This is a genomic window from Mucilaginibacter sp. KACC 22063, assembly GCF_028736115.1.
Taxonomy (GTDB): domain Bacteria; phylum Bacteroidota; class Bacteroidia; order Sphingobacteriales; family Sphingobacteriaceae; genus Mucilaginibacter.
Map to the genome: position 1 here is coordinate 3,626,410 of NZ_CP117877.1, position 17,150 is coordinate 3,643,559.

The window sequence follows — 17,150 nt, forward strand, 5'->3', positions numbered from 1 at the left end:
TTTTATCGACTTCTTTCTGTTGCGATATCAACTTTACTTTTTAAACTTTTTTCTGATTTGGTTAATGGCAGCGGCGGTTTATGGGCAAGCTTGGCATTAACTTTTGCCATACTATCCTGGGTTAACGTAATATACCGCTGATAAGCTGTTTTTGAGGTTTCTTCTGATGAGTTTGCATCATGCTCATCATGTAACAGGTTGGCCCATTTATAAACTGCATCCTTATAATTATTACACTTGCTTGTAGATAGTTTATAAGTTCCTTTTTTAGAAAGGTCAGTAGATACGCAAGTACCAATAGTTTTTATAATACTTTTTGCATATCCCTCCCTGTCGCGGTAATGCGTAAAACCACCATTGATACGATAAGTACAGTACATTGGATCATCATTGTCCGCATCAACATTTAAATCCGTAGGCGATAGATGCACATGCCAGTACCATGCTGCCGAATCTATAGAATATGGCGCATTCTCCAGCTTCTCGTTATTAGGTTCAGTAGTAAAATTTTGACCTTTATAATTACCATAAGCCGTATAATTTGTACGGCCTGTGATCTGGATTAATCCTCTGCCTAAAAACCTGTAACCATCTCCTTTTTCGGTGTTTCCCAAGTCGGTACGGCCTTCATATTTTTTCTGAACTGCCGTAGGCCCCCAAATTTCTTTAGTTAGTGTAAAACTTCCCGACTCTACTTTTACCTGTGCAACAAAATGTAATATTCTTAAACAGGTATTGATCTGGTAAGTCTTTATCGCTTCATTAAATCCATCTAAATAGTCTTTTGCTTTAGCCTCTGATATACCCATCAACATCAGGTCATCTTTATCAAGTTCCCTGTTGCAGAAACATGTTTTTAAGATAAACCATAAGTCAGATTTATTAAGGTAGATGCCTTTGTCCTTGGTAGGCTGTGTTACCTTATCGTCCTCGTTATTGTATTGTACATCCAGGTCACTTTGTGCTTTAACTGTAAGGTGCAGATAAGCCTTTTTTTCTTTGCTGTCGTTAATCTTTTTAGCCCAATCTTTGGCCGTATCCGCTTCTTTTGGCTTCAGCTCTACTTCGGCAACTGCCCTATTCGCAAAAATACTGTCCGCTTTATCAAATTCGGTCTTGGTTGCATATTCGCCAACCTTGGCAGTAATATCTGTTTTTTCAGCACCATCCTGCAATATGGTTACAGTTTGGTCGGGGCTTACAAAAGTGGTGTTGTTGCTGCCCAAAACCTCAAAAGTAAGCGTGGCATCTTTCAGGCCGGCAGTTTCTGCTACCAGAAAAACCTTAGAACCTAATATGGCGCTTTTGATACGGTCTAAAACATATTTTTTTTCATAATACTTTAAAGCTACCGTTTTACCCGGAACTGGCTTCTTCGGTATATCTTTCAGTTTAACGCCCTTGTGTGCAGCGACGATTGATTTCTGCGTATCACCTTTTACTATGGTATAATTTTCTGTTTTAGTAACTACATCTTGCTGCACTTTTTTAGCAAAGTATGCTTTAATAACAGTTGCCTTGCCCGGCGGCGGGTCCTTCGGCTTATTATTTAGCACTACACCATTTTCTTCGCCATGCAGCGATACCTTTTTACCGGCATTCAGATTTACACGTTCGCCGTAAACATCATAATCATTTTTAACAGTGGTGGTAATTGAGCCCCCTGCTGTTTCGGTTATAGTTCCGCCTGCCATAGTTAAAATAATAAGCTTTTCTCGCCGCTATTAGATTTGACTTCTTTTTTGGCATGATGGTTTATATTACCATCGGTACTACTTACAGTAACTTCTTTTGAGGCCTGCTGACTATGCGTTTCTGAGTGTGTGGTAATATTGCCGGTGGCTGCTTTAGAAATGTTGGCAGCAATAAGACTGTAATCCTGCCCTACGCTTTGGGTAAATTCTTTACCCACCTGTACGCTCATGTTCTCCTGTACAATTACGTCAAGATTACGGGCAGTAAGCGTCATGTTTTCTGTAGCGGTTACATTAACATTATTACCGGCAGTAATACTTACATCATTGTTTGCAGTTATTACAATGTTATCGCCATTAGTATCAATACGTATCACATTGTTTTTTCTGTCGGTAACAATTATGCCCTGAGTTTCTACACTGTCGTCAAAGCTAATCAGGTGGCCACTGCGGGTAGCAATGCTTTTAAGATGATTGTTCACCTGCTGCTGGCTGTCGCCATTATTACTATGATAAAGGCTGCCCATTATAACCGGGCGCGCAATGTTTCCTTCTTCAAAACCAACCAGTACCTGGTCGTTAATTTCCGGAATAGCGATAAACCCACGGTTGTTTTGCCCCTGATCATCATTGCCTGCTGTTGGCGAAACAATACGCAACCACTCTGTAGGGTCATTTGATGTACATTGCCATTTAAACTGCACCTTGATACGGCCCTGTGCTTCAGGGTCGTTATTATCAAGCACTGTTGCCAGTTGCATATCTGCCAATGGCTTAGTTACTGCTTTTACCGGCAAACGCTCGGTATCAGCATTTACTGCTTCAAAGGTATTATGGTAATGGCCTACCCCATCTATCTGGTGGTATACAGAGGTAACCAGGAACTTGCCAAAATCATGTTGCTCAAAATCAACCAAACCCTTTAAACTGGTACTGATATTCAGCACCGCCCCTAAAGCAACCTGTGGCTCGTCGCCGCTGCCGTTAAGCCGTAATAATTCTGAAACAGTTGCTTTTTGCTCATTATCTACAAAGTAGTCGATGTCTTTTTTTGAGTTTACCCTAACGGCAACAGGCTGGTTGTAATTTTTGCTGAAGATCTGGTTAGATGCTTCTATAGCATGCGACAGATCAGGCGTTGTACCCGAAGCTGACGGCTGCGACGTAAGCAGCTCATCCTGTTTAGGGTCATAAGCAAACTTGGTGTATTTAAGCGGCGCCACCTGCAGCCCATACTGCATGGTTTGCAGGTTACGGCCATATATTAAAGATACTTCTTTCAGTTTATCGGGTTTACCGAAATTTAGTTGGGTACCATCATAGTAAAACCATTCGTGGTATTCTGCCGAAAGGCGGTTAAGAAACTGAAAATCGCTTTCCCGGTATTGAATAATATAATCAATAGTATCCTGGTAAACAGGCCTGTTCTTTATTTTAAGATCATTTGAAGGTGCATCTTCGGTAGCCTGCGATACAATGGTCTGCAGGTCTTTACCAAGATATGACCCCAGGTCGGGGCCGCGCTCTAACAAAATACTCGGACTACAACCACTTATTACCAACTCGCCATGATAGCCGTTGGTGTGTACAAACTCTACTTTAGTGATCTTTCCGGTAAAAACCTGTTCCATGCCTGGTACGTTACCAAACTCAATGGTAATGTTTTTACCCACATATCCTTTAGAATTATCAAGCGAAAGCGTACCGAAGCTTTCCATCTGATCGTAATTGAAATGCAGTTCAAAAGTATGATGCTCATTAAAACGCTGCATTATCGCCAAACTTGAGAAATGGCTTACCGTTGTACCTTCAATTTGTATATTGGTTATTACCTTATTTTCCATCGGCTTAATATTTGTGAACGGCTTGTTTGTTCGGTTTAGAATAATTTATAACTGATAGTTAACAGCACATCCGCATGTATTGTTTATATTTAATACAGTTTATCTGGCAGATCACGCTGTAAAGCTTTAACGATTTTTATGACAAAAGCGTATTTATAGACCTTCTGTAATAATTAAACAACCCGGTAATAAAGCTTATATCTTTAAATCAATAATCCATCCCTGGGTCAAGCTTAAACTCTAAATTGAGAGAATCTATTACTGTTTTTTAATATTGAAATTATAATTAGTAGTTACCCTCTAAAAAAGTGGATCTGCGCCACCCTTCAATCCAATTATCAGCAACTAAATGAAACAGCCTGTCTTGTGTTTTTAGTTTCAGTTTTTCTAACCCTTTTGCGACATCTATTAAAAACCAACCAGTGCTATTAAGTGTTAGCCACGCGCTTTTTAAATCATCATTAGCTAAATAACCTTCAAAAAGCTTTTGCTGATCGGCTCCTGTTTCTAACCACAGAGGTAGGTTAACTAATCCTTTAAGAAAACTTTTGGCAGCAATTTCAAATGAACAGGAATTAGTAATCTGCTTAGGGTTAAATATTTCACAAGAAGAAGGAAAATCACCCTGGTATTGTTCGAGATTATCGCAGTAATATAAGGGCAGATCATCTTTAAAGAAGACTAACTTATCAAATTGCTCTGGGTCATCACCGTAATTCTCAGCAAATGCCAATACATCCTTGCTATTTGTATAATTACAATTTTGTGCAAAATTTTGTGTTTCAGCCGTCAACTCCTCTTTAAGCATAATTTGTTCTAAAATCAGCTTGGTAATAAACTGCTTTTCATTCCTTTGTTTTTCCGAGAAATAGCCGTTTTCTAAAACGTATTCAACAAATGTTCTGCTCCTTTTGAAAAAGAAATGATTCAAGACGCCGTAATAAGAAGCTCCATGACCTACGAAAAGAGGAATCAATGCAGGCGGATGAGGGTACCAATAATTATCTAAGTTATTATACTCACCATTATTATAGGGAATGTTGATCTCTCCCCTAACTAAGTTTTGAAAAGCATCATCGAAGTTTAATAAATTTAGAAGTTTTTCCAATGTGTCGTGTAAATTCTTTTTAACACTAAGCAATTACCTATTTCAATGCACCATATCATAAGGATAATATTGCTGGTCTTGTAAGCTGCTATCGTCCAGACCTAATACAATTACCAATGCCCCGCTCTCCCATGACCAGTAACCCGCATAAGTATTATGTTTGTTTTTATGACTGTCGTACCAGCCTGCATCTGAATGGCCTTGATACCATTCTTTATCAAGGTATTGCTTTAGTCGTTCTACCGATCGCTGTTTGTCTGTTTGAGCAAGCGTGATTACATCAACAAGTGCTTTGTAGGGAGTTTCAAACTTCACATCGCTACTTTGTTTACCCCAGTTATACCTTGAATTGATTAGAAAGTCAATGATATAATCATTGGGATCATCCTTTTTAACAAGTTCAACCAGTTTATCAAATTCACTTTGTTCTACCCGAAGAAGTATTGACAAACTAAGCGAGTCCAGTACCAAACGATAGGTTAACCCTTTATTAAATTTGAAAGATATATTCAGAAATTCTCTGAAATAGTTTAAAGTATCGCTGATAGGTAAACCCGCAGAATAACCAGCTTTAATTTCATCAAGATAAAAATTTTGTAAAGAATATAAGCCATTTAATGCTCCTCGATCTTCTGTTCCTTTTTCCAATATTACTTTTCCCACTAAGGCTTCAAACTTTTTTATTCTTTCAGTTTGATAGTTAATATATTCTTCGAAATAATTTACATCTTTTAAATTGTCTCTTAACATATGATTTGCTTATGCCTATTAGCATATGGGTGCCCATTATTCAAACTACCTATTCCAATGCACCATATCATAAGGATAGTATTGCTGGTCTTTTAAGCTGCTATCGTCCAAGCCTAATACAATTACCAACGCCCCGCTCTCCCATGACCAGTAACCCGCATAAGTATTATGTTTGTTTTTATGACTGTCGTACCAGCCTGCATCTGAATGCCCTTTATACCATTCTTTGTCAAGGTATTGTTTTAATCGTTCTACCGATCGCTGTTTGTCTGTTTGAGCAAGGGTTATTACATCAACAAGTGCTTTATAGGGCGTTTCAAACTTCACATCGCTACTTTGCTTACCCCAGTTATACCTTGAATTGATTAGAAAGTCAATGATATAATCATTGGGATCATCCTTTTTAACAAGTTCAACAAGTTTATCAAATTCGCTTTGTTCAATTTTTAATAGGATCCCGATTGATAGCATCCATAACATTTGAACATAGAATGCGGTTGAATTGTATGTTAGCTCAAACCATTTAACAGACTCTTTAAAATCACCAATCAACTTTTCTATATCTTCTCCTTGTGAGTATTTCGCAATTAAGATATTCCTTGAAAATAAGTCAAGTGTAGTACTACTGTTTATAAAACCCTGCTTAGGATCATCTAATCCTTCTATTCGTGTTATATAATTACGTTTTCTATCGGTTGTACTACCAACATAGTTATTGAAATACGCTTCGTCTTTAATTTTATCTCTAATTATATTTATCATTTAGAATTTATTAAAAACCAAAGTATTCGAGCCTATTTTACTTAGAATACAGCTTAACTATATTTCCTAACCAACCAGGTGTATACTCATCAGATCTTTTATGCATGACAAAATCTTCTGCAAAAACCTGCTCGTCAATCCAGGTATTAAAAAATTCCAACTTGTCATCATAGCTAAACTGATAAACAGGGGCTGTTATTTGAGATAATACAATAGTTAATTGATACCATGCACCCTCATTAGGCGACTTTTGATACATTACTTCACGCAGTTGACGTAATATGCTAACTATATCGTTCTTTTTTAACATTAAATACAGCTTCGTATTATCGTATTTCTCATAATTAGCCGACGCAGATTTTTTGTAAAAAGCAACATTTGAAGATTGATTAGCTATTATATAACATTCTAATTTTAGTTCACTAAATTGCTCTTTTTGTAACAGGTCAAGAAAAAAAGAGTTGATGGGTTCTCTGAGTTTTATTTCCTCCTCTGTCAAGTTTGTCGTTTGTTTACGAAGTGGGATTTCTTTAGACGAGTTAAAAGAATCATTTGCAATTTTTATTGATAAAAGTTCAGTTGAATCGCTCTCTTTGGATCCATTATCTAAAAAAGCCAGCCAGAAAAGTTTGTTTTTTTGGGGATTAATGTTCTCTAAATCCTCGGCTCCACCATTAAATGCTAATGAAGCATAAAAGGACGAAGACCAGCTTTCCGGTTCGTCATTAAATTCGTCTATAGGATTTGAAGTTAAGCTGTCTTTAAGTATTTCATATCCTGCAAAAACGATTGATAATCCTGAATAAACGGATTCAAAATTATCTTCTCCCAATCTGTTTTCAAGATAGGTATGCATTAAGTGAAGGTCTTTAAGAACTTCTTCCTTACTTTTAGCACCTGCTATAAATACTTTTAAAAGATCAACAAGATCGGCCATACGTTTTTCATCAATATGAATAGAATAGACCTGGTTAAACGTATTAATTGCGGTGTTAAGCACTAAAATAAACGCTTGTTTCTTATCCAATCCGGCAAGAAACTCATTTCTGCTAACCCTTGCAAAATGATGTATCGGGTTAGCCTCAATGATTGCTTTATAATGGTTGATTTTTTCTATAGGTATCATTTAATTTTATTTTGGAATAAATTCTACTGTGCCATCAGGATTAAAAATACGTGTGCCTTCTGGATCACTAACAATTACTTCTTTGCCGGTAGCAATAGCTTGTTTTTGGGCAAAGGATTGGCAATCTACACACATTGGTCTTGACACTCCTACAGGTTCATTAGGACTATTAACAAGAACCTTTTTCTCTGCATGCGAACTATTATACTTACCATCAAATCCACCTTGTTTAATCTGATCCATTGCCCCTGCTTTTTTAGGAGAATGACCGATTTCATCAGAATAAGATTTAACTTTTTTAGGAGGTACATCTGTATATCCACCAGGTGATTCTTTCCAACCACTGACAGCTTTAATACCATCAGTAGCAACCGTTTTAGATTCAAAATTTTTTCCAAGCTGGTTGTACTCATCTATAGCCCTGTCTCTAGCAGTTTGTGATTCAGAAATTTTACCTTCAAGGTTACCCTCTTCATATGCCTTACCATCTTCACCTGGTTTAACTGCTTCGGGTTCATTTGCAGGTTTTGGTGCTTGAGCATCTGGTTCGTCTTTTGTCTTTCCTTCATCCTCTTTTGCAGGCTCTTCTTTTGGCTGAGGTTCTTTAACCGGTGTTTTAAGGTGCAAAAAGTATAACAATAATAAAGCATCGGTTGGTTGTGCCTGCCCTGTAGCTATTCTTTTAATACTTCCTGCTTCGGGTATTGCTCCTTCGCCAAAGCTTTGTGCCGCATCACTTGCTGTATTGGCTCTTCCGGTTGCCCAGTCGTTGGAGGCCTGGTTTGCCCCAAATACACCTCTTACGGCTAAACCAATACCCGTAAAAGAACCTGCTATATTTGCCCATATACTACCTAATGTAGGCACTGCAATAGTTGCAGCACCGGCAAATAACGCGCCTATTGTACCAATGAGTGCGCCGCCCAGCGCTCCTTCTACTACGGTTGTGCCAAAGTTACCAACACCAACCAATAATGCCTGCCACCAGTTTTTAACGTTAGGTGCCTGCCTTATTTCGGCCCCAAAAATAGGGCATTTCATTACACTGCCTGTAGTCAGCGTTTTTTGGCCGCCTATTACCAGGTTATTTTTTTCAACAGTCCATGTGCGGATCAATGCTGCTTTTTGCCCGCATACAAGTGCGCCTGCAATTGAGCCCACTGCGGCACCGGCTGCGCCGGCAATAGCACCCGCCACTACAATGGCACCCAATGCTGCACCGCCTGTGGCTACTATTGCTACGGTTACTATTGCTGCAATGGCTGCCATTATCAGCATCATCCATTTACAAACAAAATCGCCTACAGAAGCAGTAGCGGTATCTGTCTTTAACAAATACTTTTTACCATCCTTCTGTTTAACCGTAAGTTGGACACTTTGCATACGCGCAGGCATAATGCCTTGCGTACACATCCAGTAGTCTTCTTCCGTTGCTATCTTTTGTCCCATAACTACATCTAATCAACAAAAAACGATCTGGCAGGGGTACTATTAACGTGTGGTTCTTTGTGTGTGTTATTTGGTTCTCGCGCTGTTTTATCAGCATTTTCAAAACTATCAGCTAATATTATAAATTCTACTTTTGAATGTAACAGCTGCGGATGTGCTATCTCTTCTTTAATAACTGTCCCCTTTAATATTTTACCTGTAGCATTATCCAATAGGTAGTTTGCAGTTTCTGCAAAGGCAGGCTTTAAATCAGTGGCTGTTGTAATAGGAAAACTTCCGTAAGCTTTAGTTAACCAGGTACTATCAATGCGGTGTACAGGCGTACCTGTACTGTTTAAGCTGAGGCTGTGATTATCAGGAGCATCTATTTGCGACAGCTGATAGCGCCAGTCTACCTCTGCCTGCATAAACAAGCTTTTCTTAATTGCAGAAGAATTGCCATTTATGTTTCTTCCCCAGAACTGATAGAAATATATTTCAAAAAACTCATTATTTCTAACTGCTTCTAATATCTTATCGTCACTCGCAAATATTTCCTCATTTAAGTTAATGAGGCCATTAATGCTCGGATATTTATCCTGAATAGCCTGCATTTCGGCTTTCACCTGTTGCCATTTCCTTTTGATAACATCCAGATTCAGCAGCTTTATTAAGGTTCCTTTTTTGTCTACAAAGAAATTCAGCTCATTATACATTTTCTTAAATGCATTATTTAACAAGCTTAGTTCCCTGATATTTTCATTGTTAGTATTAGTTAGCACATTATCTAATGTCAACAACTCAATGTGGTAGTAATTTTCTGTAATGTCTATCACTCTTATATCCCAACGGCATTCATTACTGGTATCTATTACCAGGCTACCCATAGTAATGGCCGAATGTTGTAATACCCTGTACCGCTCGGTAAACTTGCTCTTTATGCTGAGCTGTTTTTCGTTCTCGCCGTTAAAAATATTGAACATAGCTTTAAAGTTTAGTTGATAAATACATTACCGCCATCAAGTTTGCTTTCTCCCTTAATATGATTATTTGCGGCTTCCACATTAAATATTTTACCCTTAATGCTAATGGTACCGTCTGTATTGAGGGTTATAGAACTATCCCCTGTTTCGATAACTATTGTAGTTTTTGATTTAAGTGTGATAGACCCATCCTTATTTTTTATCGTAATTAAGTTATCCCCTGTTTGGTGTGATATGGTTTGTGCTGCTGTAGCCTGAATAGCCCCTTGCTGCTCATGTACATTAACAATATTAGCACCAGATGTAGCAAGGCTTAGCGCATGTGCACCATCATCAAAAGTGAGGTGGCTCCCCTTTCGTGATGTCATGCCTTTGATGTTACTATTGGTAAAACCTCCGCTATCTACATTATTGCTATGGTAAACGCTACCCATTACCACAGGGCGCGCAATGTTACCTTCTTCAAAAGCAATGATCACCTGGTCGCCAACCTCGGGCACTACCAGAAAGCCCCGGTTTTTACCGGTATCACCACTGCCGGCATTAGGGCTTACTACTCTTAGCCACTCAGTAGGATCATTACAGGTACACTGCCATTTAAACTGTACCTTTATCCTGCCCTGCTTTTTAGGGTCGTCATTTTCAAGCACAGTGGCTAACTGCATATCGGGCAAGGGTTTTTCGGCATTGCGCACAGCTAACTTCTCACTGTCGGCAGATACACCTTCAAAAGTATTTTGATAGTGACCCACACCGTCTAACTGGTGGTAAACGGCTGTTACCAGAAATTTCCCAAAATCCTGCACTTCAAAACCGGTATCTGCACGCATACTGGTACTAATACTTACGATACTGCCCAGTTTAACCTGCGGGTTATCGCCGTTGCCCATAATATTCAGCAATTCAGATACAATGGCCTTATGCTCATCATTAACAAAGGTGTCTATCTCCTTTTGATTATTTACGCGTACGTCCAAAGGTTCGTTATACTGCTTGCTATAGACCTGGTTTGATGCCGATATCGCATGCGACAGATCTGGGTTACTTCCGCTTGCATCGGCAGGCTGAGCCACCAGCAGTTGGTCTTGAGGAGAATGGTAAGAGAATTTTTTATACTTAAGCGGGGCTATCTGCATGCCATATTGCAGACTGTGCAAATCTCGGCCATATACAAGGGCAACCTCATCCAGCTTTGATGGTTTACCGAAGTTTAGTTTTACACCGTCATAATAAAACCATTCGTGGTACTCGGCCGAAAGGCGATTAATAAAATCAAAGTCACTTTCGCGATATTGGATAATATAATCTATCGGTGAAGTGTATGATGGATTGATATTAAAACTCAGGTCATTACTTGGGGTATCGGCAGTTGCCTGCTGAATGATCGTTTTCAGGTCTTTATTCAAATATGATCCCAAATCTGGCCCACGGTCTATGAGTATGGTCGGGCTATAACCGCTAATTACGATATCCCCTTGAAAACCATGACTTTGCGCTATTTCTACGCGGGTGATCTTTCCCACAAACTGATGTTCAGTTTCTTCCCCTCTGCCAAATTGAACAGTGAGATTTTTGCCAATAAATTCTTTGGATTTCTCAATGGTTACTTTATTGGTATTCTCGATCTGATCGTGATTAAACCGAAGCTGAAACGTTTGATGTTCATTAAAACGCTGTTCCAGGTTAAATGAAGAGAAATGCAAAATAGGTGTACCCTCAATGCTGATATCTATTTTAATCTTTGTTTCCATAATTAAATGTTTAGGTTAGCCCTTTAATGGCCAGGGCCTGTAATAACTTATAACTTTGTAGCTTCCTTTTATTTTACCGAATACAAAGCCAAAAGAAGTTTCCTGCCCATTGTCTTGCGTGTATTGCTTTGTTAGCTCATACAAAGTGCTTCCCTTATCGGTTAGGGGTATTAATGTCTTATAATAATCTTCGGTTGTGGTTTTATCTATTTCAGAAAGATCATCCTCTTTACTGACAGGAATAAGCCTTATGGCATCTTTGGTAAAAATATCCTGGTAATAACTATCAAATTCTGCTGAATTAATTAAACCTGTTTTAGGATCTATGTGGCTATTTTTCAGATCCTCGTTTGACCATTGCGGATTAGTTTGCAACGGAAAGTAGAACATCGCTTTCAAAATGGTTTTATTATTTGCTTTAACCGCACGTTTAAAGCCAGCCAAAAACGACCGGAACAATTGCTCATCCGTCGTTTTTACCCTTTCACTATTTACAACAGCAGACTTATGCACAGGCGCATTGGTAGCTTTCGCAGGTTCGTTATTACACCCGCAAATAATCTGCAGCATTAGTGCTGTTGCAAAAAGATATATATGTTTTTTAAATTGCATGGCTATTTAACTACTAATGCTAATGTCCGTTTACGTTTCCGTCGCACTCAATCCAAATCAGTTTATATAATCCTTTTACTTTTCCAAAGTATAAACTTTTATTACCGCCTGTTTTTCCCCGGGCATAAACTACATTGTACTCATAAATGGATGTTTTATGATCTGCAATATTTTCCAGCGGAAGCCCTTTGCTATCATTCTTGCTTTCATACAAGTAAAGGCTATCTGCCGGCATATCTGCTAACCATGATGTTTCATCATCAAACACCTGTTTATTTAGCTTACCAAACGCGGCAGGCATTATTCCTATGGTGTCGGTAGAGCGTGTTTCGCCTTCAGTTGGCAAGTAACATGGATGCAGATTGTGTATTGGAAAACAGGTAAGTTTATTGATAGTACCTGTATCCTTATTTTTAATAGCTCTTTTAAAATCATTTAAAAACGACCGGAATAACTGTTCATCTCTTAAACCGGCTGTAGTTTCACGGGATTTTTTTACATCTGCATCATTAATTTTAGCAGTAATACTTTTGTCATGTTTACTTTCGCACCCATTGTTACCCAGCATTATTGCCGTGGCAAAAAGATATATGTGTGCGTTTAACTGCATAATCTAATTTCTGGGGATAGTTATAAGGCCACGTTCTTCCATCCTTTTTAATATAACTGCCGCACCCATTTGTGTAGAAACTGCATTTGCATCAAAGACCCCGTCTTTTACATACTTGCCCTTTGTATAGTGATTAGAGAAGCTCCACAGATAAGGTGATTTTATTCCCTTACGATTATATCCAAAACCATTATAACCTTCAAGTTTAAGCAATATGTAAGGCAGGCTCCAATTGGTTACCTGGTCATACTTCATCAATTTAATAGCATCAACTGCGCTTTCCTCAAAAGTAAAGGGTGGAGCATGTCCTACTTTGGGCCGGTGTGCAGGCACGTGTACGGTATAGCCTGTTAGCGGATCGCCGTTGTGCAGGTGCTTTTTAAAACTAAAGCCGCACTCCATATAATGCACGCATGCTATAAAGTACCAGGGAACCGATGAGCTATTAAAGAAACCCACACTAAACGGATCGCGGTTTAATCCGAACTTATCTGAATTATCGGTAAAGTTGCTTTGCCGCAAAATAGATCCGTCACCACGCTTAAAAGAAGGCTGTTTTAAAATATAATTATTGGATACCAGGCTGCCTGACAGCAGGCGTGATGTTGGGGTAAACCATTTATAAAATGGATTGGACGGCTGAAACAGCGGATTATTTCCAAACAAACCGCTATTTGAATTACCACCACGTACTAATAATGAAATTTGTTCATATCGCGACCGGTTGGCTACTATCTTATCATCAATGATCTTATCCACCTGTGCTATTTTTTCTTTTTTTATAACACACGTATTGAAAAGATTGATGTACTCCATAGCCGTTGGGGTTACGGATACCTTTTTCTTGGTAGTGGTCTTAGCTCCCGGCTTAATTATCCTTTTCTTTCTAAGCATAATAATAAGGACTAATGGGAAAAAGGAGGAGATAGTAACTATCTCCTCCATAAGGTTTTGGTAGTAGTGGAATGTTTTTTTATTTCGGCCAGTCGTTCTCGTGTTCGGCATTGCCGATCTTTAAGGTACGGGCCGAGATCACAAAGCTTAATGACATTGGGGCATTACCCACAATCGATAAGCCTTCGTTGTACTGGATGATGTAACCTTCTGTAAACGTCAGTTCCTTCATCTTGGCGTCTTCTTCCGACTTTTTGAAGGTGATCGTTCCGTTCAGTGGTTTGTACTGGTTGTTCACCATCGATTCGATCACCGAGGTATCTTCGGTTGATTCTACTTCAACCTGGATCGTACCGCCGTATACGCCTGATGAAGGGCGGCCTTTAGCGTCAACGTCCCTGCTTAGGGCATAGCTGCATTGCAGCACATCAAATTCTTTTGAGCCTATATTGATTCTTGCTTTGAAAGCCATAGTAGTAAAATTTAGAAAGTAATACGATTGGGTGCTTTATTCACCCCTTAATTAATTGGTGCGGCCTGGCCAGTCGTTCACATGTTCGGCATTGCCCAGTTTCAGCTTACGTGCAGAAATAGTGAATTTGTAGCTCATCGGGGTTTCGCCGGTAATGTCCAGCCCTTCCGAGTACTTCACAATGTAACCGTCTTCAAATGACAGTTCTTTCATTTTTGCATCTTCTTCTGATTTTTTGATCAGCAGTGTTCCGGTAACGGGTTTGTACTGGTTGTTGACCATCGCTTCGATGATCGAAGTGTCTTCTGTTGACTCTACTTCGATGTCAATGGTGCCTCCATATACTCCTGAAGACGGGCGTCCTTTGGAGTCTACATCGCGATTTAAGGCATACGAGCAATTCAGCACATCGTACTCTTTGCCCGAAAAATTTAATCTTGCTTTGAAAGCCATAACGATAAATTTTAAAGGTTAATATGTAATAAAGTTTCTTAAGCTCACCTTTGAGCTTACTTACATTTAACTACAAACCTATCATTATATTGTTTGTCGAAATAAAAATTAATCTTTAATTATTTTTTTAGATCAATTTTTCGCCAAAATCATGCAGCTTTTTTAGCCACTTGTTGGCATAGGTATTATCAAGGGATTGAAAATAACCAATGGTACTGGTATGTACCGGATTAACATTGCGCTTTTCTAATACGCTGCGCTTAATAGCCAGGTAGGTTGGTCGCTGATTAATACGCCAGTCTTTCCAGGAAGGTTCATCAAGTATAGAGATAATACGGGCAGAGCGTCCGCTAAAATTATCATACCTGCCAACAAAAACCTGGTCAGGCATAAAAATACGATCGAAGAAACCTTTTATTTTAAAGTTGATAGAATCTTTATAAACGGGACAAAAGATAACAATGTGATTGGCCCATTTAATCTTCTCAATAGCATCCAGCAAATCGGGTTCCGGTTCGTTTACGCTAAAAGGTAGTAACTTATTAGGATTAAATTTAAGATCAGCAATGATGATCTCTTTTAATACAGCCTGCGCCTGGCGCGCACCTTTTGTATAGGTTTCTATTAACGTCCGAGTGGGTTCGCCTTTATTAAAATCAGCATTTATGATAACTACCTGTTTCATTTTTCGGGATAAAAATAAACAGTGTAGTTAACAATAAATAAATTTATTGTTAAAGCTGGGTTTATATGATATAAATACGGCTTCATTGCTATGTTAAGCAATGAAGCCGTAAAAATGTTTTATTGTGCTTTATACTCTGTATTCCACACAGCGTTGTCATCATCGCCTTTATGTCCGTCAAGCTTTACAACAAAGCTCTTAGCAGGGAAATAAGGGGTGATGTTAATATCCAGGTGTATTCTGTCTTTCTGAACTTCGTCACGCTCGAAACGTAAGATCTTAAAACGTTCGATTAAACGGTCAGGCCCCTGGATACCATCCAAAAACTTAACGATCTGCGAACGCAGGTCCTGCTCTGTTTTTGAGTTCCAGTTTTCAAAAGCACGTCTGTTCAAAAAGTCGAACAATACTTTGGTGATATAATCGAATACACGTACAACTGAATAAGTTTGTAAACCGATGTTATCGCCGTTGAATAAGGTTTTAGCCGAGAAAGCCATTACCTTACCATATTCGTTAACCATTGGGACTAAACCAATACGCTCAAGGTGTGATATTTCGCTCTTTTTTAGATCAAAGCGCACGCCATCAACCTCGTTTACTGCACCGTGTTTTTTACCGGCCGTTACCTGCGACATCAGCGTCTGGTACATTTTACCAGCCAAGGCTGCCGAGCCTGGTACATGCAGGTCATCCTCTTCACCAACTTCGGCTACTTTGCCACGGCCAACAAGCCAATTACAGGTCATGATGGTATTTGCTTTAAATCCGTCGCCACCTGTTAGGTTGGCTGAGGTAAATAGATCAATCACGTCATCCGGCTGATCAAGATCGGCAAAGTCGGTAACAAGCATTACTTTGTTTTCATGTGCTATTTTCGACCAACGCTCTACCACCTTGTTTGAGCCAAGGTAGCCTGGTATTACCATGATAGAATAGTTTTGACGAAGATCCAGGCGGTCATAATTCTGCTTCAGCTCATCTGAAACATATTCTATAAAACGCGGGTTATCCAGCTCTTTCAACTGATCAAGGCCTGCATTCATAACCACCACATTTTTCAGCTTATCGCTTTCTGTATTTTTATAGAATAAATGCAGTGAACGGTAAGCCTGTTCCAGCTCGCGGGTGCTTTGCAGCACAGTGTTAATATTTTGATTCAGGTTCTCTTCTGCCGACTCCAGTTTTTCTGTGCTTTTCTCAATCATTTCGCTAACAGAACCACCGGTTTCAAGCGCCTCAATCCACTGATTGAGTTTTTGCTTTAACTCTTCACGTTCAGCTTTCTTTTCATCATCTGTTAAAAAGATTTGCTTACGTGCCTTACGCTCAGGATTAAGGTTCTGCAGGCCATCTACTGTTGTTTCAAGCAGATCGAAACCTCCAACGCGTGAAAGTTTTTCAAGGCTTTGAGCTAAGGTTAACTGCTCTGCAGCCGGCCTTTCGGCTTGCTGGTAACCTTGTGTCGCATCATTTGCGTATTGTTCGTTTTGTGTTGACATGGTAGTGGTGTTTAGGTTAGGTTACTGTTCAAGCTCTTTTACAAAATTTTTCAGTGCATCAATAAACGCACCTCTTGTTTCCTCATTATCAAGCGTTGCTTTAAGCGTTTTATTTGTTTTAAGCTGCTTAATGATGCTTAAATACATTTCGCGCTCAATGTTAAGTTTACGCAGGTAATTGCTTTGCTGTACAAGGCTTTTTACACTGAAATCTCCGAGGTTTTTAAACTTAAGATTTTCAGTAACGGTTGATCCGTCCTGCTTGTCAAGCGCAACGTTAACGTTGGGTTTGTAATGTTCAAAAACTTCTTCAACGGTTTTTAAACCTTCAACTTTTTCCGGCCTCAAAGGCTCGTTGTCAGTAAGTTTCTGAATAAATAAGGTTTTGTTGGGAGCTATCTCACCAAATGCTTCTGAGGTATCAACTTTACGTTCGTTCCCTCCAATTTCATAGTTAAACATAGTATAGAGATGTT

Annotated in this window: 17 protein-coding genes; all 17 read right to left on the reverse strand. The window is 39.1% G+C overall.

Going from position 1 to position 17,150, the window contains the following annotated elements:
• Positions 1–2: 2 nt before the first annotated feature.
• Positions 3–1,694 (reverse strand): glycoside hydrolase family 19 protein, encoded by a 1,692-nt coding sequence (locus PQ461_RS15665; protein WP_274206474.1) that lies wholly within the window; start codon positions 1,692–1,694, stop codon positions 3–5.
• 2 nt (positions 1,695–1,696) lie between these two features.
• Positions 1,697–3,538 carry a type VI secretion system Vgr family protein gene (locus PQ461_RS15670; RefSeq protein ID WP_274206475.1) on the reverse strand — a complete coding sequence of 614 codons (1,842 nt, stop codon included), beginning with the start codon at positions 3,536–3,538 and terminating at the stop codon, positions 1,697–1,699.
• 286 nt (positions 3,539–3,824) lie between these two features.
• Entirely contained in the window at positions 3,825–4,646 is an 822-nt protein-coding gene (locus PQ461_RS15675; RefSeq protein WP_274206476.1) for a hypothetical protein, read from the reverse strand.
• A gap of 42 nt (positions 4,647–4,688) precedes the next feature.
• Entirely contained in the window at positions 4,689–5,396 is a 708-nt protein-coding gene (locus PQ461_RS15680) for a PoNe immunity protein domain-containing protein (protein WP_274206477.1), read from the reverse strand.
• A gap of 45 nt (positions 5,397–5,441) precedes the next feature.
• Positions 5,442–6,158 carry a PoNi-like cognate immunity protein gene (locus tag PQ461_RS15685; RefSeq protein WP_274206478.1) on the reverse strand — a complete coding sequence of 239 codons (717 nt, stop codon included), beginning with the start codon at positions 6,156–6,158 and terminating at the stop codon, positions 5,442–5,444.
• Between the two features lie 37 nt (positions 6,159–6,195).
• Positions 6,196–7,284, reverse strand: a complete 1,089-nt coding sequence (locus PQ461_RS15690; RefSeq protein ID WP_274206479.1) for an Imm5 family immunity protein — start codon at positions 7,282–7,284, stop codon at positions 6,196–6,198.
• Positions 7,285–7,290: 6 nt separating this feature from the next.
• A complete protein-coding gene (locus tag PQ461_RS15695) occupies positions 7,291–8,733 on the reverse strand; it encodes a hypothetical protein (protein WP_274206480.1) in 1,443 nt (480 codons plus the stop codon).
• A gap of 8 nt (positions 8,734–8,741) precedes the next feature.
• On the reverse strand, positions 8,742–9,695 hold the full coding sequence (locus PQ461_RS15700) for a hypothetical protein (RefSeq protein ID WP_274206481.1): 954 nt from the start codon (positions 9,693–9,695) through the stop codon (positions 8,742–8,744).
• An 11-nt stretch (positions 9,696–9,706) separates the two neighbouring features.
• Entirely contained in the window at positions 9,707–11,446 is a 1,740-nt protein-coding gene (locus tag PQ461_RS15705; RefSeq protein ID WP_274206482.1) for a type VI secretion system Vgr family protein, read from the reverse strand.
• Between the two features lie 15 nt (positions 11,447–11,461).
• The gene (locus PQ461_RS15710; RefSeq protein WP_274206483.1) at positions 11,462–12,016 is read right to left on the reverse strand and encodes a hypothetical protein; all 555 of its coding nucleotides are present in this window, start codon (positions 12,014–12,016) and stop codon (positions 11,462–11,464) included.
• A gap of 61 nt (positions 12,017–12,077) precedes the next feature.
• On the reverse strand, positions 12,078–12,668 hold the full coding sequence (locus PQ461_RS15715; protein ID WP_274206484.1) for a hypothetical protein: 591 nt from the start codon (positions 12,666–12,668) through the stop codon (positions 12,078–12,080).
• A gap of 3 nt (positions 12,669–12,671) precedes the next feature.
• Positions 12,672–13,613, reverse strand: a complete 942-nt coding sequence (locus PQ461_RS15720; protein WP_274206485.1) for a hypothetical protein — start codon at positions 13,611–13,613, stop codon at positions 12,672–12,674.
• A 28-nt stretch (positions 13,614–13,641) separates the two neighbouring features.
• Positions 13,642–14,034: a type VI secretion system tube protein TssD gene (gene tssD, locus PQ461_RS15725; protein ID WP_274205573.1), complete on the reverse strand. Its 393-nt coding sequence runs from the start codon at positions 14,032–14,034 to the stop codon at positions 13,642–13,644.
• 51 nt (positions 14,035–14,085) lie between these two features.
• Complete coding sequence (gene tssD, locus PQ461_RS15730; protein ID WP_274205572.1) at positions 14,086–14,487, reverse strand: type VI secretion system tube protein TssD; 402 nt, start codon at positions 14,485–14,487, stop codon at positions 14,086–14,088.
• Positions 14,488–14,614: 127 nt separating this feature from the next.
• Positions 14,615–15,172, reverse strand: coding sequence for an NAD(P)H-dependent oxidoreductase (locus PQ461_RS15735; protein ID WP_274206486.1), 558 nt, complete (start codon positions 15,170–15,172; stop codon positions 14,615–14,617).
• A gap of 119 nt (positions 15,173–15,291) precedes the next feature.
• Positions 15,292–16,674, reverse strand: coding sequence for a DUF5458 family protein (locus tag PQ461_RS15740; protein ID WP_274206487.1), 1,383 nt, complete (start codon positions 16,672–16,674; stop codon positions 15,292–15,294).
• Positions 16,675–16,695: 21 nt separating this feature from the next.
• A complete protein-coding gene (locus tag PQ461_RS15745) occupies positions 16,696–17,136 on the reverse strand; it encodes a type VI secretion system contractile sheath small subunit (protein WP_274206488.1) in 441 nt (146 codons plus the stop codon).
• Positions 17,137–17,150: the final 14 nt, after the last annotated feature.